The organism is Enterobacter cloacae complex sp. 677-3DZ2D5B (assembly GCF_004136695.1).
Taxonomy (GTDB): Bacteria; Pseudomonadota; Gammaproteobacteria; order Enterobacterales; family Enterobacteriaceae; genus Enterobacter; species Enterobacter hormaechei_C.
Map to the genome: position 1 here is coordinate 162,330 of NZ_QFLS01000007.1, position 23,324 is coordinate 185,653.

A 23,324-nucleotide genomic window follows, 5' to 3' on the forward strand; every position below is an offset into this window, starting at 1 on the left:
CCCTCTCCTTAGCGTCCCAGATAGACGTCAATCACCTGTTCATTGGCCTGTACCTCGCGAAGCGAACCTTCCGCCAGTACGCGCCCCTGATGCAGCACCGTGACGTGGTCGGCGATGGTCTCAACGAAGCCCATATCGTGCTCAACCACCATCAGCGAATGCTTGCCTGCCAGGGTGCGGAACAGCTCGGCAGTGTATTCCGTCTCGGCGTCGGTCATACCGGCGGCGGGTTCGTCCAGCAGTAACAGGTGCGGGTCCTGCACCAGCAGCATGCCGATCTCCAGAAACTGCTTCTGTCCGTGGGAAAGCAGTCCGGCACGGCGATCGCGCTCGCTGCCAAGCCGCAGCAAAACCAGCATCTCATCAATGCGGTCGCGCTGCTCGCCGCTGAGCGTGGCCCGCAGGCTCGCCCAGACGGACCTGTCGGCTTTCATGGCGATTTCGAGGTTTTCCCCTACGGTCAACGCTTCAAACACGGTCGGCTTCTGGAACTTACGGCCAATGCCCTGACGGGCGATGGCCGCCGGTTCCAGGGCAGTCAGATCGATGGACTGATCGTAAATAGCTTTCCCGCTTTTTGGCCGGGTTTTGCCGGTGATCACGTCCATCAGCGTGGTTTTACCGGCTCCGTTAGGGCCAATGATGCAGCGCAATTCTCCGACGCCGATATTCAGCGAGAGATCGGTCAACGCCTGAAAACCGTCGAAACTGACGTTAATGGCCTCGAGCTGCAACACCGGATCGGTCTGCTCGCGGTAACGGTCGCCCGGTAGCTGGCGGGTAAAGAGTCCTTCAGAGGGCTGCATTAATTCTCTCCCTTACGAAACAGACCGAACACGCCGCGCGGTAAAAACAGCGTCACGGCGATGAAAATCAGCCCCAGAAACAGCTGCCAGTACTCCGGCATCGCCACGGTGAAAAAGCTCTTCGCACCGTTGACCAGCGCCGCGCCAATCACCGGGCCCACCAGAGTGCCGCGCCCGCCCAGCGCTACCCAGATGGCCGCTTCAATCGAGTTGGTTGGCGACATTTCACCCGGGTTGATAATGCCCACCTGCGGAACGTACAGCGCCCCCGCCAGGCCACACAGCACGGCGGAAAGCGTCCAGACCAGCAGCTTGAAGCCGCGCGGATCGTAGCCGCAGAACGTGAGACGGTTTTCCGCATCGCGCACCGCCGTTAAAATGCGGCCAAATTTACTCTTCGCCAGCGCGTAGCCTGTGCCCAGGGCCAGAAGCAGCAGCACGACCGTTGCGAGAAACAGCGCGATCCGCGTGGTGGTCGCCGTGACGGAAAATCCGAGCAGCGTGGTAAAGCCGGTAAAGCCGTTATTGCCGCCAAAGCCGGTTTCGTTGCGAAAGAACAGCAGCATGCCCGCATAGGTCAGCGCCTGGGTCATGATGGAGAAATAGACCCCTTTGATCTTCGAGCGGAAAGCAAACCAGCCGAAGACCAGCGCCAGCAGGCCGGGTATCGTCACAATTAACACCAGTGCCCAGGCAAAATGCTGCGTTCCCCACCAGAACCAGGGCAGTTCGCTCCACGAGAGAAACGACATAAACGCGGGCAGCCCGTCTCCGGCCGCCTGGCGCATCAGGTACATGCCCATCGCATAGCCGCCCAGGGCGAAGAATATGCCGTGCCCCAGCGAGAGCATACCGGCATAGCCCCAGACCAGATCGAGGGCCACGGCGACCACCGCGTAGCAGAGGATCTTGCCGATGAGCGTCAACATCCACGTGGAAACGGCCAGCGGATGGGTGGCGGGCAACAGCGCGAGAAAAGGCAGCACCAGCAGCGCCGCAACCAGCAGACTGCCGAAGATTTGCGCGGTGCGCGGTGCCCTGCGCGCCAGTGTTAAGGTCAATGGCTGGCTCATCAGTCTGTCACCCTCCCTTTAAGTGCGAATAACCCCTGCGGACGTTTCTGGATAAACAGAATGATCGCCACCAGAATCAGGATCTTGCCCAGCACGGCGCCCATCTGCGGTTCAAGAATTTTATTGAAGATCCCCAGACCAAAGGCCGCCGCGACGCTACCGGCCAGCTGGCCGACGCCGCCGAGCACCACCACCAAGAACGAATCAATGATGTATCCCTGGCCCAGCTCCGGTCCCACGTTCCCCAGCTGGGACAACGCCACGCCGCCCAGCCCGGCAATGCCGGACCCGAGGCCAAACGCCAGCATATCTACCCGTCCGGTGGGGACGCCGCAGCAGGCCGCCATGCTGCGGTTTTGCGTCACCGCCCGCACGTTCAGCCCCAGACGCGTTTTATTCAGAATGAGCCAGGTGAAGAACAGCACCAGCAACACAAACCCGAGCACCACAATACGGTTCCACGGCAGCGTCAGGTTGGCGAAAACCTGCACCCCGCCGGACAGCCAGGCCGGGTTTGCGACCTCAAGGTTCTGAGCGCCAAAGGTCATGCGCACCAGCTGGATAAGCATCAGGCTGATCCCCCAGGTGGCGAGCAGGGTTTCCAGCGGGCGGCCATACAGATGGCGGATCACCGTGCGCTCCAGCACCATCCCGATACCTGCCGTCAGGCAAAACGCCACCGGCAGCGCCACCACCGGATAGAGCGCCAGCCACTGAGGCATCCACTGCGCCATAACCTGCTGCACCATCCAGGTGGCATACGCCCCGAGCATCAGCATTTCGCCGTGGGCCATGTTAATCACCCCCAGCAGACCATAGGTGATAGCCAGCCCGAGCGCGGCCAGCAAGAGTACCGATCCCAACGACAGGCCCATGAAGGCCTGCCCCAGCAGTTCGCCCCACATCAGCCGGTGCTGAATACGGTCCAGGCTCTCAGCGGCGGCGGCACGTACCCGTGCGTCCGGCTCGGTTTGCGCCCGGGTGAATGGCGTCAGCGTGGCCTGCACGTCCGGATCGTCAGACTGTCCCAGCAGTTCAACCGCATTAAGGCGCGTTTCCGCCTGCGGACTCGCCAGCTGAAGATTTGCCAGCGCCAGCCTCAGCGACTGTCGGGTGACGTCGTCCGTTTCGCGATTAGCCCGCTGTTGCAGAAACCCGAGCATATCCGGCTGGGCGTCACGCTGAAGCTGCCGCGCGGCATGACGTCTTTCGGTGACACTGTCACTGACAAGCTGATGCGTCGCCAGCGCCGTGACGGTTAACACGCGCAGCCGGTTGGTCAGCCGCACGGCTTTGGTCGTTCCTTCGGCGCTCTTTGCCGCGCCCAGGGCAACCATTTCGCCGTCGATGCGGGTAAAAGCCTTCTTCTGGCTGTCGGTGTAGAGGTTCTCCTGTTGTAGCGCCTTAAGCAGCGGCAAGCGTGCAGGTTCCGGCGTGGCTGCCCAGCGGGTCAGCATGGAGGTTTGCTGGCTGCGGCTAGCGGCAACGAAATCATCGGCATCCGATGCCTGCGCCATCCCTGGCAGCAGTCCGGTAAGCCACACAATCGCAATCATCATGCGCATGGCGTTCATGACGTCTCTCCCTGGTGGTGGCTTAGTTGCTGGCGGTTTTCATCGGCTGGTCAGGCTTTTTGTCATTCCCGGCAATAAACGGGCTCCACGGCTGAGCGCGTACCGGCTGTTCGGTTTGCCAGACGACGTTGAACTGGCCGTTGCCTTCGATTTCACCAATCATGACGGGCTTATGCAGGTGGTGGTTGGTGGCATCCATGGTCAGCGTAAAGCCGGATGGCGCGTTGAACGACTGGCCCGCCATTGCCGCGCGCACTTTGTCCACGTCGGTTGTCCCCGCTTTTTCAACCGCCTGCGCCCACATATGCAGGCCGACATAGGTCGCTTCCATCGGATCGTTGGTGACGACGGTATCGGCATTCGGCAGCTTATGGGCTTTCGCGTAAGCTTTGTAGGCCGCGACAAAGGTCTGGTTGGTCGGGTTATCGACGGATTCAAAGTAGTTCCACGCCGCCAGGTTACCCACCAGCGGTTTGGTATCAATGCCCCGCAGTTCCTCCTCGCCCACCGAGAACGCCACCACCGGCACGTCCGTGGCTTTCAGGCCCTGGTTCGCCAGCTCTTTATAGAAAGGCACGTTGGAATCACCGTTGATGGTGGAGACCACCGCCGTTTTACCGCCCGCGGAGAATTTCTTGATACTGGCGACGATGGTCTGGTAATCGCTATGACCAAACGGGGTGTAGACCTCTTCAATATCTTTATCTTCCACGCCTTTCGAGTGCAGGAAGGCGCGCAGGATCTTGTTCGTGGTGCGCGGGTAAACGTAGTCCGTTCCCAGCAGGAAGAAGCGTTTCGCGCTGCCGCCGTCCTCGCTCATCAGGTACTCCACCGCCGGGATCGCCTGCTGGTTAGGCGCCGCGCCGGTATAGAAGACGTTAGGTGACATCTCTTCACCTTCATACTGCACCGGATAGAACAGCAAACCGTTCAGCTCTTCAAAAACCGGCAGAACTGATTTACGCGATACGGAGGTCCAGCAGCCGAACACCACGGCGACCTTATCCTGGCTCAGAAGCTGGCGGGCCTTTTCGGCAAACAGCGGCCAGTTGGAGGCCGGGTCAACCACCACCGGCTCCAGCTTTTTCCCGAGTACGCCGCCTTTGGCGTTGATTTCGTCGATGGTCATCAGGGCGACATCTTTCAGGGGCGTTTCTGAAATGGCCATCGTGCCGGAGAGTGAGTGCATGATCCCGACTTTAATGGTCTCTGCGGCCTGAACGCCAAAACTCACTCCCATGGCGACCACGGAGGCGGACAAGGCGAACGCTTTTATAAAGGTACGACGGTGCATATTTTCACTCCTGAAAAAGAAAGCTGTGCGAAGACGTCCGTTACCGCCCGGACGCAGAAAAAAGTAACGTCAGTTTCAGGAGAGCAAAAAGAGTGCCAGGTTGCAGAGGCAGGATTTAAACGGGTTCGAAGAGAGGATCTACGGGAAACGACTCAGAATGGTACAGCACTGCACTGTAATAATGCAGCGCTGTAAACGATGTTACCAGACGTCGCTGGCGATTTGCGTCACCAGGCGAACTTTATCCCACTGCTGGGCTTCGCTCAGGCTGTTACCCTCTTCCGTGGAGGCAAATCCGCACTGCGGGCTGAGGCAAATCTGCTCTTTCGCCACGTAGCGCGCAGCCTCTTCCAGACGCGCTTTCACCCCTTCCGGGTTCTCCAGTTCACCGTGCTTGGTGGTGATCAGCCCCAGCACCACCTGCTGTTTACCCGGGCGCACAAAACGCAGTGGCGCAAAGTCGCCGCTACGGTCGTTGTCGTACTCCAGGAAGAACGCGTCGACGTTCACCGTGCCGAACAGCACCTCCGCCACCGGCTCATAGCCGCCTTCGGAAATCCAGGTTGAGCGGAAGTTGCCGCGGCAGACGTGCAGCCCGATGGTCAGGTCGTCCGGTTTGCCCTCCAGCGCCTTATTCAGCACCCGGGCATAGGTTCGGGCAAGTTCGTCTGCATCGTCACCGCGCTCGCGGATCTGGCGGCGCTGGTCTTCTGAACAAAGGTAGGCCCAGACGGTATCATCCAGTTGCAGATAGCGGCAGCCTGCATCGTAAAAGGCCCGAATGGCATCGCGCCAGGTTGTCGCCAGATCGTCAAAGTAATCCTTCAGATCCGGGTAGACCGTGGCATCAATATCCTTGCGGCCACCGCGGAAGTGCAGCACGCTCGGGCTCGGAATGGTCATCTTCGGCTGTGCGTTACCGCTGATGCTTTTGAGGTAGCGAAAATCTTCCAGCATAGGATGATCGCCGAAGCCCAGTTTGCCCGTTACGCGCACGCCGTGGGCTTTGGTCTGCACCCCGTTGAACTGAATGCCCTGCTGCGAATCATAACGCTCTACGCCCTGTAGCCCGTCAAAGAAGTCAAAGTGCCACCAGGCGCGGCGGAATTCACCGTCCGTTACCACATGCAGACCGCAGGCGCACTGCTGTTCGACAACATGGCGAATGGCCTCGTCCTCAACCGCGCGAAGCTGACCGGCATCGATCTCACCGCTGGCAAATTGCAGACGGGCCTGTTTAACAGAGTCCGGGCGTAAAAAACTGCCGACTACATCGGCGCGGTACGGGGCGTGGTGTCGCTGCATGGAAATCTCCTCTGTCTGTCGGCGTTAATTGCCCACAGTGATAATTCATCTCTTGAACATTTAGACTTCTGGATGTCTAAACGTCCTAAAAAGATGTCATACCGGCTCGCCGCCGACAAACGAGAAAATTTCATCTGTGATGAAATAAATTCATGTTCACAGGGCGGGCGATGAAGATCCTGCAAACGCGAACCGCTCATCTTCCCAGCCGGTCATGCCCCCGAGCATAATCTTAACCGGCAGACCCAGACGCGCCAGCTTCAGCGCCGCCCTGTCCGCCCCGTTGCAGTGCGGGCCTGCACAATAGACGACAAACAGCGTGCCCTCTGGCCACGCTGTCATCCGCTCGGCGGTGATCTGGCTCCAGGGTAAATGCAGCGCGCCGGGCAGATGCCGCCGGGCAAAATGTTCAGGCTTCCCGACAACGTGCAGCAGAACAAAGTCCTGCTCACCGCTGGATACCGCGTGATGGACATCGGCGCAGTCCGTCTCGACGCTCAGACGACGCAGAAAATGCCCCACGGCTTCCTGCGGCTCAGCAGCCGGAAATTCAGTAACATAGCTCATGAATCTTCCTCATTTGTGGTGTTTGTGTTAACACTACTCTATCCCTTAATTCAGCACATGAATGCGTCCGCCTATGCCAGAAAACAGCAAAAAGATGACAAACTTAAGACATCCCTCGCCGCGCGCGGTCGTGCTGGCATATGACGGTTTATGTACCTTTGAGTTTGGCGTGGCGGTAGAAATCTTTGGCTTGCCGCGCCCGGAGATGGGCGATGACTGGTATCAGTTCGCCGTGGCGAGCGTGGATGGCGGCGAGCTCCGGGCAACGGGCGGGATCCGTATTCTGGCCGACGGCGATCTGCGTCTGCTTGAAACGGCGGATCTGGTTGTTGTACCCGGCTGGCGAGGGCTGGATGAACCCGTACCCGAAGCGCTCTGCCAGGCGCTCCGTGCGGCGCAAGCCCGCGGCTGCCAGCTACTCTCGATCTGTTCTGGCGTTTTCGTTCTGGCAGCCTCAGGCCTGCTTGACGGGCGGAAGGCAACCACCCACTGGCGCTACACGCAAGCTCTGAAAACACGCTTTCCCGCCATCACCGTGGTCGAAGATGTGCTCTACCAGGACGAAGGCGATATTCTCACTTCCGCCGGCAGCGCCGCGGGGATTGATCTGTGTCTGCACGTGGTGCGCCGGAATTACGGTATGGAGGCAGCAAACCGCGTGGCGCGTCGACTGGTGATCCCGCCCCATCGGGACGGCTCGCAAACCCAGCAACTTAGCCGACCGGTGGCTCAGTTGCGGGAGAGCCAGCGCCTGGGCCAGCTGTTCGATTATCTTCACCAGCATCTGGCCGTTTCCCATACCGTCGAATCGCTGGCCCTGCGGGTGGGTATGAGTCAACGCACCTTTCTGCGCCGTTTCCAGGACGCGACCGGGACAACGCCCGCGCGCTGGTTATTGACTGCGCGATTGCAGCGGGCAAAAGATTATCTCGAAAACAGTCGGCTCAGCATTGATAATATTGCGGAACAAACCGGATTTGGACAAAGCGCCACGCAGCGCCACCATTTCCGGCAGCAATTTGCGCTTTCGCCCGCGCAATATCGCAAACAATTTTTACAGCCGGTACGATAAACGGGCAAAAAAAAACCGCCATAATCTGGCGGTAAATGCTTGCATGGATAGATTTGTATTTTGGTATCTACGCTCCGGTATTCCCTACCGGGATGTGGATCACCAGCAATCTACCACTGTGAGCCTCAACGAAGCATAAACGAATCGATTAACCCGCTTTGGTATTAATTTGCAGATAACGCATCAGCCCCTGATCTGCACTCTGGCGGGCATCATCATTAATCGCTTCGAGATAAAACGCACGAGAGACCCCATACGGTGCCTGCTCGGGTGGGTAAACGGCGAACTGGAAGGTTTTGCCTCTCGCCTTATTGGTACAGCCCAGCTCCCAGCGATCTTCACTTACCTGGGTGCTATTACATTCGACACGTCCGTAATCGCTGGTTAAATACGATCCGACACGGCTTTTTGCTGACTGAATATATTCTGGTTCTTCATTTGAATAGATGCTGGCCGCAGCACCCACCGCAACCACTACGCCCAGAAGTGATAGCACGATTATTTTTTTCATTTATTCGATCCAATCCTTAGCCAGAAAAATCTTATTGTAAATGATTTCCCAATAAATCTAGTTGTTCTTTGCATACCAGAAATGGGAGTTTACAACGTCGATATCGCTTTTAAGAATAGTCTTAAGCGCGTTTTATTGCGACCACAATTTTTGACACTCTATTTTCTCAAATTTAAAGAGTCGAATAATTACTCTATGAAATTATCCCTACGATGACCGTAGCGTATTTTCAGGGGATAAATGATGTTCAGAAAAGAATTTTCGCTACTGCTGGTGATTAGCGCCCTGTTCTCAGGACAGATTATGGCGGAGCACAAAGGGCATGAATTTGTGTATGTGAAAAACGCCGACCATCAGCTTCGTCATGAAGCTGACAGCGACGAGTTACGCAGCGCGGCTGAGGAGTCTGCGGAGGGGTTGCGCGAGCACCATACCTGGCAGAAATCGCGCAAACCGGATACCCACTCTGCGGGTTAGCTGCCTTTACGCTTCGGCAGGGTCTTCATCAAATCGTCAGGGCTGACGGAGGCCACAATGCTTCCCGGCGGCGGCATTTTGAAGATGTGATTCTTCATCTTGCCGATAACGTGCATTTCACACGGACGGCAGTCAAACTTCAGCGTCAGCACTTCATCGCCATTCACCAGCCGCATCGGCGTCGCTTTCCAGCTTTTAATATTGCCTTTCGCCTGTTTCGGACAAAGGTTAAAAGCAAACCGCAGGCAGTGTTTGGTGATCATCACCGGCACATCGCCCTTCTCTTCATGCGCTTCATACGCGGCGTCAATCAGCTGCACGCCGTGACGATGATAAAACGCACGCGCTTTGTGGTTGTATACGTTCGCGAGGAAAGAAAGATGCGTGTCCGGGTAGACCGGCGCAGGCACCGCTTCGGCCTTACGGCTGCCGCGCGAATAGTTTGCCAGGCGTACTTCATCCAGCATCTCGGCCGTTTCACGGCGGAACTGGTTCAGCAGGCTGTTCGGCACGAACAGCGCGTCCGGCAGATTCACCTCAATATTGCGCGCGTAATAAATGGTCTGCCCCAGCTTCGCCACGCCATCCTTGAGGTTGTTGAGCGCTTTCTCCGCATTGTTCGCCACCTCGAACAGGCCGTCGAGCGTATGCGTCACGCTGATGCCGTCTTCGCATGTCATGGTCAGGATCAGCTGCTCTTCCCAGCCCCCCAGCGCGATATCCACCGCAATGCGGCGCTCGCTGGAGGTCTTGAGCAAGGCCTGCTGCCAGTTGTGATCCAGGTTACGGTTAAGCGCCGCATTAGGACGGGCTTTGTAGAGATCGGCAGGCATTTCGTTCGGCCAGACGCGATAGCGATTTTCGCCGGTTTTCTCCACCGTATTGGCGCGGAAACCCACTACTTCACGTTTGATCATCACGTTGAGACCATCGCCATTCGCCAGCGGCTCTGTCACCTGAACGTCAAGATGATCTTTCGCCACTTTCAGCACTTCACCCACCGGCAGGCCGATAAACTTCGGTGAGTCGAACGCGCCAATATCCCCTTTACGGGCATTCACGAAATAGTCCGTGCTGCCGCGGTGGAAGGTTTTGTCCGTAGACGGAATAAAGAAATGCTCTGTACGCCCGGCGGAGGCGCGCGCCAGATCACCGCGATCGTCGATGATGGCATCCAGCATCTGACGATAATGTGCGGTGATATTTTTGACGTAGCTCATGTCCTTGTAGCGCCCTTCAATTTTGAAGGAGCGTACGCCAGCATCGATCAGCGCACCGAGGTTCGCCGTCTGATCGTTATCTTTCATCGACAGCAGGTGTTTTTCGAATGCCACCACGCGGCCCTGATCGTCTTTCAGGGTATACGGCAGACGGCAGGCCTGAGAGCAGTCGCCCCGGTTAGCGCTGCGCCCCGTCTGGGCGTGAGAGATATTACACTGCCCGGAATAGGCCACACACAGCGCACCGTGGATAAAGAATTCAATGGTCGCGTCGGTCGCCTGATGGATATCGCGGATCTGGTTCAGGTTCAGCTCGCGCGCCAGCACAATCTGCGTAAACCCGACGTCCGAAAGAAACTTCGCCTTCTCGACGGTGCGGATATCGCACTGGGTGCTGGCGTGCAGCTCAATCGGCGGGATATCCAGTTCCAGAACGCCCATATCCTGAACGATCAGGGCATCAACGCCGGTCTGGTAGAGATCGGTGATCAGACGCTGCGCGGGCTCCAGCTCATCATCATGAAGAATGGTGTTCAGGGTCACAAACACCTTCGCCCCGAAACGGTGAGCGAACGGTACCAGCTCGGCAATGTCGCGCAGGCTGTTGCTGGCGTTATGCCGGGCACCGAAGCCAGGGCCGCCAATGTAGACGGCATCCGCACCGTGAAGAATGGCTTCACGGGCGATGGCGGCGTCGCGGGCCGGGCTTAGCAGTTCAAGATGATGGGAGTGCAGGCGCATACTTCGTCGTTATCCGTTATGGTCAAAATGGCGGCTATTGTAGTCAGAAGTCTGTGTCAGTGAAACCGTTTTGCGACGCTTTAGCGGGGATAATGGATCAGGGAGTGAAAATGCACCGTCCGGGCGCTGCTGTTGCGGTACGCGTGCGGTTTATCGCCGGCAAAACGCACGCCGGAATCAGCGTATATTGTGCGCCAGACACCGTCGATCTGCATATCCAGCTCACCGCTTATCACCACCACATGTTCGATCACCCCGGCTTCGTGCGGCGTGGACTCGCTCAGCGCGCCGGGCGACAGGGTGATGGAGAAATGGTCGAACTTAAGCTGTTCATCCCAGGGGAAAAGCGGTTTCACCACCATCGCCTGCTGCTGCGGATCGAACACCGCCTGCGGTTCGCTTTCTGGAGTGATAAACGCCGAAAAAGGTACGTTCAGCCCGGTGGCGATTTTCCACAAGGTAGAGACCGTCGGGCTGGACTCATTGCGTTCGATTTGCCCAAGCATCGCTTTCGACACGCCCGTCTCTTCCGCCAGTTTTGACAGGCTCCAGCCCCGCGCCTGACGCAGCGCTTTCAGTGTGGTTGCCAGGTGTTGAGTGATATCCATAGTTCCTCCCGTTGCGGCAAAGCATACCACTTGTACGTTATAGCGCACAGTGATACCTTATCCCGGACGTTATAACGCACAACGGAGTTTCCATGCGATCGACTGCCTCTCTCTTTCCTGCCGTGCTGGCCGGTTTTGTTGCCGTTCTGGTGGGCTATGCCAGCTCTGCCGCCATTATCTGGCAGGCGGCTGCGGCGGCTGGCGCCAGTACACAGCAAATCGCCGGATGGATGACCGCGCTAGGGCTCGGGATGGGGATCAGCACGCTGGCATTGTCGTGGTGGTATAAAGCCCCCGTGCTGACCGCCTGGTCGACTCCGGGCGCGGCGTTGCTCGCCACCAGCCTGCATGGCGTGACGCTGGCGGAAACCATCGGGGTATTTATATTCGCGAATACGCTGATTCTGCTGTGCGGCGTCACCGGCCTGTTTGCCCGGTTGATGAAACTGATCCCGCACTCGCTTGCCGCCGCTATGCTGGCGGGCGTGCTGTTACAGTTTGGCCTGAAGGCATTCAGCAATCTTGAGGGACACATTTTTCTTTGCGGCAGTATGCTGGCCGCCTGGCTGGTGGCCAAAGCTGTAGCGCCCCGGTACGCCATTGTCGCCACGCTGCTGGTGGGCGTGTTCGTTGCCTGGGCTGGAGGTGACGTTGTCACGAAAAGGATGACGTTATCGGTCATCATGCCGGAATTCATTGCCCCTGCGTTCACCTTCACCAGCCTGATCAGCATCGGCTTACCCTTCTTCCTGGTGACCATGGCGTCGCAGAATGCGCCCGGCTTCGCCACCATGCAGGCATCGGGCTATCCGCTGGCGGTCTCACCGCTGATCGTTGCCACAGGCGGGCTGGCGCTGCTGTTGTCCCCCTTCGGCGTCTATTCTATATGCATCGCCGCCATCACCGCCGCCATCTGCCAGAGCCCGGACGCCCACCCGGATGCCAGTAAACGCTGGCTGGCTGCGGCAGCCGCAGGTGGGTTTTATCTGCTGGCGGGGGTGTTCGGCGGGTCGATTTCGGGGCTGATGTCCGCCCTGCCGCTGAGCGGCATCCAGACGCTGGCCGGGCTGGCCCTGCTCGGCACTATCAGCGGGAGTTTGTATCAGGCACTGAATCATGAAGCAGAGCGCGACGCGGCGATCGTCACCTTCCTGATGACCGCCAGCGGCGTCACGCTCCTGGGGATTGGCTCCGCCTTCTGGGGGCTGGTGTTGGGAGGGATCTGTTACGCCGTCTTCTCACGCCTTCGCCGCGCGTAGCTGTGACGGCGTAATGCCGGTCATGCTGCGAAAACGGTTACTGAAATGGCTGGCGGAGTTAAATCCGCAGGCCAGCGCGATGTCGGTGAGCGGCGTAGTCGTGTGCTGCACCATCGCTTTGGCCTTCTCCATGCGGCGCTGCATGACGTACTGATGCGGCGCCAGGCCCATCGACTGGCGGAACATCCGCGCAAAGTGATACTCACTGAGTGCGGCCTGGCCCGCCAGTTCCGCCAGCGTTAAGGGTTGCGCCAGGTTTTCCTCGATAAAGGCCAGCACGTTGCGCAGCACAAACGGCGATAACCCGCCGGTCACTACCGGCAGCTTCCACTGTACGCTGGAATAGTGCTGGACTAAATGCGTCAGCAATAAGGTCGACGCGGTGCTCAGGGTGAGCTGATTGGCGTTTTGCTGCCAGTCGCAGCCGAGCAAAAACTGGCGATAAAGGGCGGTGATTTTCGGATCGCTGCCGAATATTTTTTCCTCCAGCGTCAGCGATAGCGGTCGTTTATCCCAGATTTTCTCCCCCACGTCCCGCAGGTGTTCATCGGTGCAGTAGAGGTGCACGAACGACAGGTCGTCACGAATATCCCACGTGGATTCGCTCTCTTCCGGCATCAGACAAAAACGATCCGGCCCACCGCCATTTTTCCAGCCACCCGGCGTTTTTTGATAGCTTTCATAGCCATCTGCCACGTACAGGCTAAGGGTGTGATGGTTGCTTTTCACCGTTATCGTGTCGTGCTTGTTGTACCACGCCGCCAGTTGAATGCCAGTATTGAGCGCGACGGTTTCCCGCAGCACCGCATTTTGTTGGCGTAACGTTTCAAAGGTGTCGTAAACGAGAGACATGGCCGTAAACAGGTGATTAATCAGACTGTCAGTCTAAGAAGTGTTGCAGCCTGTTACCAGCCATTGTGCGAGAAAAAAGCGCAAGAATTTGCAAGTCCGGCGCAAGGCGATGAAAGCCGGGCCCCTCTTCTTTCGCCACACTGTTGTTTTTCGCGGTATGAGAAGAGAGAAGCCATGAACGCATTACTCTATGGGCTGGTTGTTGTTATCTGGGGCACGACCTGGATCGCCATTTTTTTGCAACAGGGGCCGGTTGCAGCGCCGGTCTCCATTTTCTGGCGCTTCGCCGTGGCCAGCGCCACGATGATGATCGTCCTGGTCGCCCTTCGCCGTCTGCGCAGGCTGGCGCTGCGGGATCATCTCTACTGCATGCTTCAGGGCTGCTGCGTTTTCTGTTTCAACTTCTGGTGCTTTTACACCGCCGCCGCCCATATCAATACCGGCCTTGAGTCGGTGATTTTCTCGATGGCCGTGCTGTATAACGCCATCAACAGCTTTATCTTCTTCGGCCAGCGTCCACCCGCACGCTTCTGGACAGCGGCAGCGCTGGGGCTTATCGGGATCATTACCCTGTTCTGGAACGATCTGCTCGCCAGCGGCTGGAGCGCGTCGTTGCTTACGGGCATCGGGCTTTCCGCCCTCGGCACCTACGGCTTCTCGCTGGGGAATATGATCAGCATGCGTCATCAGCGAAACGGGCTGGAAACCATGACCACCAACGCCTGGGCGATGCTGTATGGCACCGTCGTGATGGGCCTTATCGCCCTCTTCAGAGGCGATAACTTTATGCCGGAATGGACGGTGAGCTATATGGGGGCGCTGCTCTATCTTGCGCTGTTTGGCTCGGTGATTGCCTTCGGCGCCTACTTTACGCTGGTAGGCCGCATTGGTCCCGGTAAAGCCGCCTACAGCACCCTGCTGTTCCCGCTGGTGGCGCTGTCGATTTCAACGGTGTACGAGGGTTACGTGTGGCATCTCAACGGGATCGTCGGCCTGTTGTTGATACTGGGCGGGAATATGGTGATGTTTACGAAGCCGGAAACCTGGTTCCGCCGCCTGCGGACGGCATAAAAAAACGGCCTGCGAAAATGCAGGCCTTTTTTTATTAATTTGCTGTCTGATGAACATCAAACATAGTGGCATCCGTTGCCATGTCATCCACAACCTGCTTCAGGGTGCCGAAGCCCATTGGCGTATTCTCGTTCGCCAGCTCTTTCCCTTCCCCCTTACGAACAACCTTAATCACCGGTTTGTTCGTAGCCGCGTCGATTAACTCACCTTCGAAGAACAGATGCGTATCCATGGTACGATGGCCCGTGGCCATCTGCGTACCCGCAACCAGCAGCGCGACAGGCACCACTTCATAGAACTGCAAACCTTCTTTGTCTGAGCTCACACCCGTGATGGCGCCGCGGAAGATCAGGCTATGTTTGCCCGGCGTCGTCACAATCGGCTTACGCTGTCCAATCGCGGTTTTCAGTTTGGTATTGGTATAATTCAACAGCTCATCAAGCGTTTTTTGCCCAAGCTGAGTGGTCGGTTTTGGCGTCGGGTAATAGGTTATCGGCGTCCAGATAATGCTGTCATAATTCGCCTCATTATAAGAAGGATCAACCCAACGCAGGGTTGGCTTCCCGGTTGCAGATTTCATCTCCTGCAAGCCTGAGTAATCTTTTAAAAAGCCTGAATATTGATCGGGGGATGCGACTTTTGACGCACAGCCTGAGAGGGCCAACAGACCAGAAAGCACTGCAACTTTAAAAAAAGTGTGAGTACGCATGATGGTATTCCATGTTATCTGCAAGTATGCACTTGAAGTTATAACAAAAAATGGGGCGATGTGTTGTGGCAAAAAATGACGAAGACAGCACAAATAGCGAAAAAACTGCCCGACCGAAACCGGGCAGTGAAAATTACTCTTTCAGGTCCACTTGCCAGAACAGGTGTTTGCCGAAGGGATCAATTTCATAGCCCGTGACCTCTTTACGGACTGGCTCAAAAATCGTTGAATGAGCAATCATTACCGCCGGCATTTGATCGTGCATCATCTGCTGCGCCTGCTTGTACAGCGCCACGCGTTTTTCGCGATCGGTTATCGATTTTGCTTCGGCAATCAGGTTATCAAACGGCTTATAACACCATTTCGCCGAATTCGACCCGCCGTTGGCGGACGTACAGGTAAACAGCGGGCCGAAGAAGTTATCTGGATCCCCCGTCGCCGTTGTCCAGCCCATCAGCGCAGCCTGATGCTCCCCGCCCTTCACGCGCTTCAGGTATTCGCCCCATTCGTAGGTCACGATTTTGGTCTGCACGCCAACTTTCGCCCAGTCCGCCTGGATCATCTCCGCCATACGCTTCGCGTTCGGGTTATACGGCCGTTGCACGGGCATGGCCCACAGATCGATGCTTACGCCGTTGGCAAACCCCGCCTCCTTTAACAGCGCTTTCGCTTTTTCTGGATCGTAATCGTAGTCTTTCAGCTCACTGTCGGCACTCCAGACGCCAGGCGGCAGCAGGTTTTTCGCCGCCGTGCCGGTGCCGTGGAAAACCGCCTCAATGATGGCCGGTTTGTTAATCGCCATCGCCAGCGCCTGGCGCACTTTTACGTTATCCAGCGGCGGCTTTTGCGTGTTAAACGCCAGGAAACCGGTATTCAGACCGGCCTTGCTCATCAGGTTGATATCTTTGTTAGCCTTCATACGCGGCAGGTCCGCCGGGTTCGGGAACGGCATCACCTGACACTCATTCTTCTCGACTTTGGCAAAACGTACCGAGGCGTCCGGCGTGATGGTGAACACCAGACGATCCAGCTTCGATTTTCCCTGCCAGTAGTCAGGGAAAGCGGTAAAGAGGATGCGGGAATCCTTCTGATATTGCGACAGCTTAAACGGCCCGGTGCCAATCGGCTGCATATCGACCTTTTCTGGCGTGCCCGCTTTCAGCATGGCATCGGCATACTCCGCCGACAGAATGGAGGCAAAGTACCACGCCAGGTCAGCGACAAACGGCGCTTCCGGATGCGCCAGGGTGAAGCGCACGGTGCGATCGTCAACTTTATCAATGGCGGTAATCAGGCTGCCGAACTCCAGACTTTCGAAGTTGGAATAACTGCCGTTGGAGACGTTATGGTAAGGATGATTCACATCTTTCTGGCGCATAAACGAGAAAATCACGTCGTCCGCGTTGAAATCGCGCGTCGGCGTGAACAGCTTATTACTGTGGAATTTCACCCCTTTGCGCAGGTGGAAGGTGTAGACCTTGCCATCCTCGCTTACCTCCCAGCTTTCCGCCAGGCTCGGCACCAGTTCGGTAGTGCCCGGTTTGAAATCGACCAGACGGTTATAAACCGGTACGGCGCTGGCGTCCACGCTGGTCCCCGACGTATAGAGCTGAGGATTGAAATTTTCCGGCGATCCTTCGGAGCAATACACCAGCGTTTTTGCCGCGACGGTGGAACTGACCGTCAGTGCAGCAAGCGCCAGCGTTATCATTGTGAATGTGCTTTTCATCATTTATTCCTGTCTTTTTAATTCGACGGCTAATTACTTCTTTTGCCATTTCATAAATAACATTAAAGTGATGGCGCAAACACATGAAAAATAAATACAGAAGGAAACACTATGGGCTCGGAACTCTCCAGACAATTAACCCAACGCTTTTTCCGCTATCTCGCCATCACCAGCCAGAGCGACCCGAAAGTCAAAACCCTGCCCTCCACTCCGGGCCAGCACGACATGGCGCGGGAGCTGGCGAAGGAGCTGGAAACGCTGGGGTTAGACGATATTGTGATTGATGAGTTCGCCACCGTTACCGCCGTGAAAAAAGGCAATATTCCCGGCGCGCCGCGTATTGGTTTTATTACCCATATCGACACCGTCGACGTCGGTTTATCCCCGGATATTCATCCACAAATATTAACCTTTACGGGGGATGATCTCTGTCTGAATAAAGAGAAAGATATTTGGCTGCGCGTAAAAGAGCACCCGGAAATTCTGGCTTATCCTGATGAGGAGATTATTTTCAGCGACGGAACCAGCGTATTAGGCGCAGATAATAAAGCGGCCGTCACCGTGGTCATGACGGTGCTGGAAAACCTCACCGCTGAGCACAAGCATGGCGATATTGTGGTGGCGTTTGTGCCCGATGAAGAGATTGGCCTGTGCGGCGCGAAAGCGCTGGATTTAAAGCGCTTCGACGTCGATTTTGCCTGGACTATCGACTGCTGCGAGCTGGGCGAAATTGTTTACGAGAACTTTAACGCGGCGGCGGCTGAAATTCGCTTTACCGGCGTCACGGCGCACCCGATGTCCGCCAAAGGGGTGCTGGTCAATCCGCTGCTGATGGCAACGGATTTCATCAGCCATTTCGATCGCCGGCAAACCCCGGAATGCACCGAGGGGCGCGAAGGTTATATCTGGTTTAACGGCATCCAGGCCGGGCAAAACGAAGCGGTGCTGAAAGCCAACATTCGTGATTTTGACAAAGACGGTTTTGCCGCCCGCAAGCAGCAAATTGCCGATGTGGCGGCGCAAATAGCCGCGCAGCATCCCACGGCAAACGTGGAGTATCGCATTGAAGATACCTACAGCAATATCAGCAATGCGATTGGCGAAGACCGCCGCGCGATCGACCTGATGTTCGAGGCGATGGAGTCGCTCGGCATCACCCCAAAACCGATCCCCATGCGCGGTGGCACGGATGGGGCGGCCCTGTCAGCTAAAGGCCTGCTCACCCCGAACTTCTTCACCGGCGCCCATAACTTCCACTCGAAGTTTGAGTTTTTACCGCTGTCGTCGTTCGAGGCCTCCTGTCGCACTGCACTGCAACTCTGTCTGCTGGCCGCGCGTTAAGCGGGCTTGCGTGCGAGCATGGTGGCGAAGCGCAGCTTGATACGGTTCCCGTTGGCATCGGTACGGTGGAGTTCCCCCACCTCTTCGTTGTACTTGATCAGCTCCCAACCTTCGTAGTAGTTACTCAGTTCACCGGGTTTGAAGGCAAACGGGAAGCCGACGGTGCACGGATAATCCTCCGTATCCATGGCGGCAACGATCAGGTTATAGCCGCCTGGTCTGGTGCAACGCTGCATATTGGCGATAAGACCAGGGATGGTATTCGCTTCGAGGAACATCAACACGACGGTGGAAAGAATAAAGTCGTATTCGCCGTCAAAGGTCAGGTTGTTCAGATCCTTAATCGCCGTTTGCAGATTCGCGATCCCTTCCGCCGCCTTAATGCGCTCAATGTTATCGATGCTCATCGGGTTTTTATCCCACGCCGTCACGTCATAGCCATTGGCAGCGAGGTAGAGGCTGTTACGGCCATTTCCGCAACCGAGATCGAGCGTTTTTCCCGGCTTAACAATGTCCGCGCTGAGCAGCACCTCTGAGTGCGTGCGGGTCAGCCCATATTTCTCAGTAAAGTAGTTTTCATCGACAGTCATTATTTTTCCTCAGATTGCATAAGCAGTGCCTTATCAGCGCGCACCAGAAGTTTGCCCTGCATCAGCAAGATAAAAGTACGGACCAGCAGCATCGCGATGATGACGTTGGTGAAAATAAACAGGGGAACAGCGAGGGCATGAAAGAACCCTGACGGACTGCTTTGCCCAAGATGTAAACCGGTGGTCGCCAGCGCCGACACCCCGAACGAGAAGCTCCAGAACGACGCGTTGAACGGCTGCGACAGATACCACGGCATCAGACGCAGCATAAACAGGAGTTGCAACAGGCCATAGCCGAAAAGCATTTTGGCGAAGGTGTCCGCTTCGCCGCCGTTGACGCTAAACCAGGCGCTACAGGCCACCAGAGCAGGCGCAAGCTGGATCCCGAGCGAGGTACGAAGGGCAGCGGGCAGCTCGCCCGCGCTGCGCAGGCGTTGTAAAATGACCGGCTCCAGGCTCAGCCAGGAAAAGACCCCGGCACCAAGGAACACCAGCCCCGCGTCGTGGAAGCCTAGCGCACCGCAGGCCATCGCGCTGATAAAATTGTTCGCCACCGTCGGCAGATAGAGTCCCGGCGTCGTGGCTTCTTCCGGATGTTTGCCGCGCCACAGCCCGGCGCTTTGCCAGGCGGCATACGCAAGCTGGATCACCACGCCCACGCTAAACAACCCCAGCGCCACCGGGCGATACCACGGCACAAAGCCGATGGCCACCAGCAGCGTTGTGGCAGGAAACAGGCTGACAAAACTGCTCATTACCGGATGCCGCATCTCGGCCAACACGCTATGTGGAAACCGTACCGCACGGGTAAGAAACGCCACGCTCAGAAGGAACCAGATCGCCACCGCCAGCGCCACCAGGATCTCGCCCGGCCAGCGCGTCACCGGCCAGATGGTGCTGGCATAACGCCAGGCGAACCCCATACCTATGGTCCCGAGGACCATACCGAAATACCCGGCGGGCAAGTTAAGAACGCGTTGGTTTAGGTTATGCATTTTTTTTAAAGTTTAAAATGTATTTTAAATGCCATTTTAAGGGGTTTCCTGTGCGGACGCCAGCACTTCGAAAAACCAAAACTTTGCTACGTTTATTGAAAGGCTTTTCAGGGATAACACGATGACAAAATATCGGCTCAGCAATGAAACGCGTCTCTGGCGCTGGCAGGACGGATCAACACCGTGCACAACGCCTCTAAGACAAATTATTGCCGTGAAGGATTTTAACGATGTGACCAGCGGGACTAAAGGCGGTTGGGTTGAGGATGAACACGCGCTCGCCCAGGACGGGGATTGCTGGGTTTACGATGAAAACAGCGTGGTGTTTGCCGGGGCCAGGATATCCGGTAACGCCCGCCTCACCCAACCCTGCATCGTAAGCCACCGCGCACACGTTGGCGGCAACGGCTGGCTTGACGCGGCAGAGGTGAGTCACGGCGCGATGATACGTGACAACGTCACCATTCAGCATTCCACCGTACGCGGGGAATGTCGTATCGCGGGTGACGCGCGGGTGCTGCATAACAGCCTGGTGATTGCAGCCAAAGGGCTGACACCCGACCGTGAGCAGATCCTGCAAATTTATGACCGAGCCACGGTCAGCCAGTCGCGTATTGTGCATCAGGCGCAAATCTACGGCGATGCCATGGTGACCTGGGCCTTTGTTGAGCACCGTGCCGAGGTGTTCGAACGCGCCATTCTTGAGGGCAACGCGCTGAATAACGTCTGGGTGTGCGACTGCGCCAAAGTGTACGGCAACGCCCGTTTGCTGGCCGGTCTGGAGGATGATGCCATCCCGACCGTGCGGTACAGTTCACAGGTCGCGGAAAACGCCCTCGTAGAAGGCAACTGCGTCATTAAACACCACGTATTAATAGGCGGCGAGGCGTGGTTACGCGGCGGGCCGATCCTGATTGATGACAAAGTGGTTATTCAGGGGCGGGCGCGTATCAGCGGCGATGTCCTGATCGAGCATCAGGTGGAAATAACGGACGATGCGGTTATCGAGGCGCTGGAGGGTGAAAGCATTCACGTCCGGGGAGCCAAAGTGATCAACGGCGACACGCGGATCACCCGGACGCCGCTGCTGGGGGCGCTATAGCGGGAAGATTCTGGCGTACAGGTTCACGTCATCGTAACGGCCGTTGAGCATTTCCGCTTCCCGCAAACAACCTTCGAGCGTGAAACCGTTGCGCTGCGCCACCCGGTTACTGCTCTGGTTATCCACGCGACACTTGATCACAAAACGGCGGATCTCGCCGCGCTCAACGTAATAGCGCATAAACGTCTGGAGCGCCTGAGAAAGAATACCCTGCCCCTGATGCGCCTCGTCAAGCCAGTATCCAATGTACCCGGTCTTATTCGCAGGCTCGATCGCGTTGAAGGACAGCACGCCCACCAGCTCGTCCTTCATGAAAATCAGGAACATTTTGGCGTAACCGCGCTGGTGCAGCATCTGGTTGCTCTGCACGTTGCGGCGCGTGTCCTCTTCGCTGCCGACATGCTGCGCCCAGTCGAAGGCGGTTTGCAGCCAGGTTTTGTTTTTGATTACGAGGTTGTGCAGATCGGTGGTATAGCGCTCTTCGACGGCGCGAAGCTCGATTTCCTGGTTAACGGGGATGATTTCTGAAGACATAGTGCCTCTTAATTGCCGGGTGGCGCTAACGCTTACCCGGCCTACAAATGCGTCCAGAGCAGGCCGGCTAAGGCGAAGCCGCCACCCGGCACAAACCCATAAGGACTAGCGCATGATCCGGTCGTCAACGTAGTTACGTTTGTCCGGCGCGGGCGGGAAGTACTGGTACAGCCAGGTCTCGCTGATGGCATCGCCCTGACAGCGCAGGAACAGGCGCATATCCACCGGCTCGGTGGAGTCAGAGGTTGGATACCAGTCAAACAGAATGCGATACCCGTCGAATGGCTCGACATAGAGGATCTCTACCTGCTTCGCTTCACCGCTGGACAGGGTGATCACCGGCTCAATGCCCTTCGGTGCGGCGGCCTTCAGATCGCCCCCGACGAAGTCAATGGCAAAGCGACGGGCCCACACTTTCGGGTAATTTTCACCCGGCGCCCAGCCCTCCGGGAAGCCGCCCATACCGGTACGGGTGGCGTAGACGTTTGCCAGCGGGGAACGCACCGGCGGCTGCGCGCTCCAGTAGAGACGGTATTTGAAGTCCAGCTCATCACCCGCCTGCACCGGTTTCTCCGGCTGCCAGAAGCAGACCACGTTATCGAGCGTCTCGCCGGTTGTCGGGATCTCCATCAGGGCAATAGAACCTTTCCCCCAGTTGTTGCGCGGCTCGACCCACAGGCTTGGTCGCTTGTTATACCAGCCCATGACGTCCTGGTAATGGGAGAAGTCACGGTCAAGCTGTAACAAACCAAAGCCTTTCGGGTTTTTATCCAGGTAGGCGTTGAATTGCAGCTTTTGCGGGTTGTTCAGCGGTCGGCAGATCCACTCCCCGTTACCGCGCCACATCGCCAGGCGGTCTGAATCATGGATCTGCGGATGTATGGTGTCGCACATGCGGCGTTCGTTGTTGCCGCAGCTGAACATGCTGGTCATTGGTGCGATGCCGAGCTGCTTGATGTCTTTGCGCGCATAGAGATGGTTTTCGACGTCCATGATCACCTGACTCTTCTCACAGTGGATCACAAACTTATAGGCACCGGTAATGCTCGGGCTGTCCAGCAGCGCATAGACGGTAAAGGTGGTATCACCCGGCTTAACGGTTTCAAACCAGAAGGAGGTGAAATCCGGGAACTCTTCCGGGGTGTCGGTAAAGGTATCTACCGCCAGCCCGCGCGCGGAGAGGCCGTACTGGTAGGTATCATCCACTGCGCGGAAGTAGCTCGCGCCCAGGAACGAAACGATATCGCGTCGCGCCAGTTCCGGCGCTTTAAAGACGCGGAATCCGGCGAAGCCGAGGTCACTCTGCCCTTCAAGCTGTTTGGTATCCACGCCCGTATCGCCATAGCTGAACAGCTCAGGCCGGAAGTGGATCTCACGCGCCTGAGAGGTGGTTTGATCCAGCGAGAACATGCGCACGCGGCGGCGGAATCCCATCCCCATATGGAAGAACTGGGCGTCCAGCTGACGGCCTTCAATGTTATTCCACAGCGACTGCTTCTCATCGTAACGGATGGCGTTGTACGCCTGCGGCGTCATGGTGGCCAGCGTTTCCGGCAGCGGACGCGGCGCACCGCCCCACGGGGTTTTCGCCAGATCGTGCGCCATGGATTGCAGAACAGAGAAGTCAAAGCGACGGCTCTGACCGTCGGCAATGTCGGAGTCAGCAGCATACGCCGCCTGGGAAAACAGAGATGCAAGGCCAGAAGTGCCGCTCAGGGCAGCCATTGCCAGGGAACCTTTGAGAAAACGTCTGCGATTCATGCCTGAGAAAACGTCCTTATGGTCGTGTGAATGAGTTTCGCGCGCAGCGAAATGACGGCAAGAAAGAACGCACAGCCTAAACAAAAACGGTTAAGAATCCAATTGTTGGCGGGTGATTATCTGAACAAACCGA

The 23,324-nt window shown here is 57.0% G+C and carries 22 protein-coding genes; 6 read left to right on the plus strand and 16 right to left on the minus strand.

Annotated features, from left to right (window positions below; translation table 11 throughout):
- Positions 1-8: 8 nt before the first annotated feature.
- The 6 genes from urtD to DD597_RS12100 all read right to left on the minus strand — a co-directional run bounded on the left by urtD (position 9) and on the right by DD597_RS12100 (position 6,619).
- Complete coding sequence (gene urtD, locus DD597_RS12075) at positions 9-806, minus strand: urea ABC transporter ATP-binding protein UrtD (RefSeq protein WP_015570541.1); 798 nt, start codon at positions 804-806, stop codon at positions 9-11.
- Positions 806-1,879: an urea ABC transporter permease subunit UrtC gene (gene urtC / locus DD597_RS12080; RefSeq protein ID WP_032609181.1), complete on the minus strand. Its 1,074-nt coding sequence runs from the start codon at positions 1,877-1,879 to the stop codon at positions 806-808. The genes urtD and urtC overlap by 1 nt, the downstream gene beginning before the upstream one ends.
- Positions 1,879-3,453, minus strand: a complete 1,575-nt coding sequence (gene urtB, locus DD597_RS12085; RefSeq protein ID WP_060579876.1) for an urea ABC transporter permease subunit UrtB — start codon at positions 3,451-3,453, stop codon at positions 1,879-1,881. Before urtB ends, urtC begins: the two co-directional genes overlap by 1 nt.
- Positions 3,454-3,475: 22 nt before the next feature.
- Positions 3,476-4,747 (minus strand): urea ABC transporter substrate-binding protein, encoded by a 1,272-nt coding sequence (urtA, locus tag DD597_RS12090; protein WP_015570544.1) that lies wholly within the window; start codon positions 4,745-4,747, stop codon positions 3,476-3,478.
- A 201-nt stretch (positions 4,748-4,948) separates the two neighbouring features.
- Positions 4,949-6,052: a cobalamin-independent methionine synthase II family protein gene (locus tag DD597_RS12095; protein WP_015570545.1), complete on the minus strand. Its 1,104-nt coding sequence runs from the start codon at positions 6,050-6,052 to the stop codon at positions 4,949-4,951.
- A gap of 156 nt (positions 6,053-6,208) precedes the next feature.
- Positions 6,209-6,619 carry a rhodanese-like domain-containing protein gene (locus DD597_RS12100; RefSeq protein WP_003857206.1) on the minus strand — a complete coding sequence of 137 codons (411 nt, stop codon included), beginning with the start codon at positions 6,617-6,619 and terminating at the stop codon, positions 6,209-6,211.
- A 73-nt stretch (positions 6,620-6,692) separates the two neighbouring features.
- On the opposite strand from DD597_RS12100, the gene ftrA reads away from it, so the two are divergent.
- A complete protein-coding gene (ftrA, locus tag DD597_RS12105) occupies positions 6,693-7,691 on the plus strand; it encodes a transcriptional regulator FtrA (protein ID WP_129256220.1) in 999 nt (332 codons plus the stop codon).
- Positions 7,692-7,839: 148 nt separating this feature from the next.
- Here the strand turns inward: ftrA and DD597_RS12110 are convergent, their stop codons facing one another.
- The gene (locus tag DD597_RS12110; protein WP_003857209.1) at positions 7,840-8,202 is read right to left on the minus strand and encodes a hypothetical protein; all 363 of its coding nucleotides are present in this window, start codon (positions 8,200-8,202) and stop codon (positions 7,840-7,842) included.
- Between the two features lie 243 nt (positions 8,203-8,445).
- Between DD597_RS12110 and DD597_RS12115 the strand changes: the two genes are divergently transcribed.
- Positions 8,446-8,679, plus strand: a complete 234-nt coding sequence (locus DD597_RS12115) for a DUF2554 family protein (protein ID WP_003857211.1) — start codon at positions 8,446-8,448, stop codon at positions 8,677-8,679.
- Here DD597_RS12115 and DD597_RS12120 read toward each other — a convergent pair.
- Both DD597_RS12120 and DD597_RS12125 read right to left on the minus strand, forming a co-directional pair.
- Positions 8,676-10,640 carry a U32 family peptidase gene (locus tag DD597_RS12120; RefSeq protein WP_045894346.1) on the minus strand — a complete coding sequence of 655 codons (1,965 nt, stop codon included), beginning with the start codon at positions 10,638-10,640 and terminating at the stop codon, positions 8,676-8,678. The genes DD597_RS12115 and DD597_RS12120 overlap by 4 nt on opposite strands.
- Positions 10,641-10,720: 80 nt before the next feature.
- Positions 10,721-11,248 (minus strand): helix-turn-helix domain-containing protein, encoded by a 528-nt coding sequence (locus DD597_RS12125; protein WP_045336245.1) that lies wholly within the window; start codon positions 11,246-11,248, stop codon positions 10,721-10,723.
- A gap of 92 nt (positions 11,249-11,340) precedes the next feature.
- Between DD597_RS12125 and DD597_RS12130 the strand changes: the two genes are divergently transcribed.
- Positions 11,341-12,507: a benzoate/H(+) symporter BenE family transporter gene (locus tag DD597_RS12130; protein WP_129256221.1), complete on the plus strand. Its 1,167-nt coding sequence runs from the start codon at positions 11,341-11,343 to the stop codon at positions 12,505-12,507.
- On the opposite strand, the gene DD597_RS12135 is transcribed toward DD597_RS12130, so the two are convergent.
- Positions 12,487-13,359 (minus strand): helix-turn-helix domain-containing protein, encoded by an 873-nt coding sequence (locus DD597_RS12135; protein ID WP_003857218.1) that lies wholly within the window; start codon positions 13,357-13,359, stop codon positions 12,487-12,489. The genes DD597_RS12130 and DD597_RS12135 overlap by 21 nt on opposite strands.
- A gap of 174 nt (positions 13,360-13,533) precedes the next feature.
- Between DD597_RS12135 and DD597_RS12140 the strand changes: the two genes are divergently transcribed.
- Positions 13,534-14,430: a DMT family transporter gene (locus DD597_RS12140; RefSeq protein WP_003857219.1), complete on the plus strand. Its 897-nt coding sequence runs from the start codon at positions 13,534-13,536 to the stop codon at positions 14,428-14,430.
- 34 nt (positions 14,431-14,464) lie between these two features.
- Here DD597_RS12140 and DD597_RS12145 read toward each other — a convergent pair whose 3' ends face one another.
- Positions 14,465-15,139, minus strand: coding sequence for a DUF3313 domain-containing protein (locus tag DD597_RS12145; protein WP_129256222.1), 675 nt, complete (start codon positions 15,137-15,139; stop codon positions 14,465-14,467).
- Positions 15,140-15,272: 133 nt separating this feature from the next.
- Positions 15,273-16,868 carry an ABC transporter substrate-binding protein gene (locus DD597_RS12150; RefSeq protein WP_003857222.1) on the minus strand — a complete coding sequence of 532 codons (1,596 nt, stop codon included), beginning with the start codon at positions 16,866-16,868 and terminating at the stop codon, positions 15,273-15,275.
- Positions 16,869-16,979: 111 nt separating this feature from the next.
- Here DD597_RS12150 and pepT point away from each other — a divergent pair, with 111 nt between their 5' ends.
- Positions 16,980-18,209, plus strand: a complete 1,230-nt coding sequence (gene pepT, locus DD597_RS12155) for a peptidase T (RefSeq protein WP_048208673.1) — start codon at positions 16,980-16,982, stop codon at positions 18,207-18,209.
- Here the strand turns inward: pepT and tehB are convergent.
- Together tehB and tehA are read right to left on the minus strand one after the other, a co-directional pair.
- Positions 18,206-18,799, minus strand: coding sequence for a tellurite resistance methyltransferase TehB (gene tehB, locus DD597_RS12160; RefSeq protein ID WP_023314132.1), 594 nt, complete (start codon positions 18,797-18,799; stop codon positions 18,206-18,208). The two genes, pepT and tehB, sit on opposite strands and share 4 nt — an antisense overlap.
- Positions 18,799-19,794: a dicarboxylate transporter/tellurite-resistance protein TehA gene (gene tehA / locus DD597_RS12165; RefSeq protein ID WP_023324635.1), complete on the minus strand. Its 996-nt coding sequence runs from the start codon at positions 19,792-19,794 to the stop codon at positions 18,799-18,801. Before tehA ends, tehB begins: the two co-directional genes overlap by 1 nt.
- A gap of 121 nt (positions 19,795-19,915) precedes the next feature.
- On the opposite strand from tehA, the gene ydcK reads away from it, so the two are divergent.
- Positions 19,916-20,896 (plus strand): YdcK family protein, encoded by a 981-nt coding sequence (gene ydcK, locus DD597_RS12170; protein ID WP_127675299.1) that lies wholly within the window; start codon positions 19,916-19,918, stop codon positions 20,894-20,896.
- Here ydcK and rimL read toward each other — a convergent pair.
- Positions 20,891-21,430: a 50S ribosomal protein L7/L12-serine acetyltransferase gene (gene rimL / locus DD597_RS12175; protein WP_023324633.1), complete on the minus strand. Its 540-nt coding sequence runs from the start codon at positions 21,428-21,430 to the stop codon at positions 20,891-20,893. The two genes, ydcK and rimL, sit on opposite strands and share 6 nt — an antisense overlap.
- Before the next feature lie 105 nt (positions 21,431-21,535).
- Positions 21,536-23,191, minus strand: a complete 1,656-nt coding sequence (locus DD597_RS12180; protein ID WP_032609161.1) for a glucan biosynthesis protein D — start codon at positions 23,189-23,191, stop codon at positions 21,536-21,538.
- Between the last annotated feature and the right edge of the window lie 133 nt (positions 23,192-23,324).

Coding starts and splice junctions, on each gene's coding strand:
- urtD (WP_015570541.1), bottom strand. CDS start 806: ATGCAGCCCTCTGAAGGACTCTTTACCCGCCAGCTACCGGGCGACCGT.
- urtC (WP_032609181.1), bottom strand. CDS start 1,879: ATGAGCCAGCCATTGACCTTAACACTGGCGCGCAGGGCACCGCGCACC.
- urtB (WP_060579876.1), bottom strand. CDS start 3,453: ATGAACGCCATGCGCATGATGATTGCGATTGTGTGGCTTACCGGACTG.
- urtA (WP_015570544.1), bottom strand. CDS start 4,747: ATGCACCGTCGTACCTTTATAAAAGCGTTCGCCTTGTCCGCCTCCGTG.
- DD597_RS12095 (WP_015570545.1), bottom strand. CDS start 6,052: ATGCAGCGACACCACGCCCCGTACCGCGCCGATGTAGTCGGCAGTTTT.
- DD597_RS12100 (WP_003857206.1), bottom strand. CDS start 6,619: ATGAGCTATGTTACTGAATTTCCGGCTGCTGAGCCGCAGGAAGCCGTG.
- ftrA (WP_129256220.1), top strand. CDS start 6,693: ATGCCAGAAAACAGCAAAAAGATGACAAACTTAAGACATCCCTCGCCG.
- DD597_RS12110 (WP_003857209.1), bottom strand. CDS start 8,202: ATGAAAAAAATAATCGTGCTATCACTTCTGGGCGTAGTGGTTGCGGTG.
- DD597_RS12115 (WP_003857211.1), top strand. CDS start 8,446: ATGTTCAGAAAAGAATTTTCGCTACTGCTGGTGATTAGCGCCCTGTTC.
- DD597_RS12120 (WP_045894346.1), bottom strand. CDS start 10,640: ATGCGCCTGCACTCCCATCATCTTGAACTGCTAAGCCCGGCCCGCGAC.
- DD597_RS12125 (WP_045336245.1), bottom strand. CDS start 11,248: ATGGATATCACTCAACACCTGGCAACCACACTGAAAGCGCTGCGTCAG.
- DD597_RS12130 (WP_129256221.1), top strand. CDS start 11,341: ATGCGATCGACTGCCTCTCTCTTTCCTGCCGTGCTGGCCGGTTTTGTT.
- DD597_RS12135 (WP_003857218.1), bottom strand. CDS start 13,359: ATGTCTCTCGTTTACGACACCTTTGAAACGTTACGCCAACAAAATGCG.
- DD597_RS12140 (WP_003857219.1), top strand. CDS start 13,534: ATGAACGCATTACTCTATGGGCTGGTTGTTGTTATCTGGGGCACGACC.
- DD597_RS12145 (WP_129256222.1), bottom strand. CDS start 15,139: ATGCGTACTCACACTTTTTTTAAAGTTGCAGTGCTTTCTGGTCTGTTG.
- DD597_RS12150 (WP_003857222.1), bottom strand. CDS start 16,868: ATGAAAAGCACATTCACAATGATAACGCTGGCGCTTGCTGCACTGACG.
- pepT (WP_048208673.1), top strand. CDS start 16,980: ATGGGCTCGGAACTCTCCAGACAATTAACCCAACGCTTTTTCCGCTAT.
- tehB (WP_023314132.1), bottom strand. CDS start 18,799: ATGACTGTCGATGAAAACTACTTTACTGAGAAATATGGGCTGACCCGC.
- tehA (WP_023324635.1), bottom strand. CDS start 19,794: ATGCATAACCTAAACCAACGCGTTCTTAACTTGCCCGCCGGGTATTTC.
- ydcK (WP_127675299.1), top strand. CDS start 19,916: ATGACAAAATATCGGCTCAGCAATGAAACGCGTCTCTGGCGCTGGCAG.
- rimL (WP_023324633.1), bottom strand. CDS start 21,430: ATGTCTTCAGAAATCATCCCCGTTAACCAGGAAATCGAGCTTCGCGCC.
- DD597_RS12180 (WP_032609161.1), bottom strand. CDS start 23,191: ATGAATCGCAGACGTTTTCTCAAAGGTTCCCTGGCAATGGCTGCCCTG.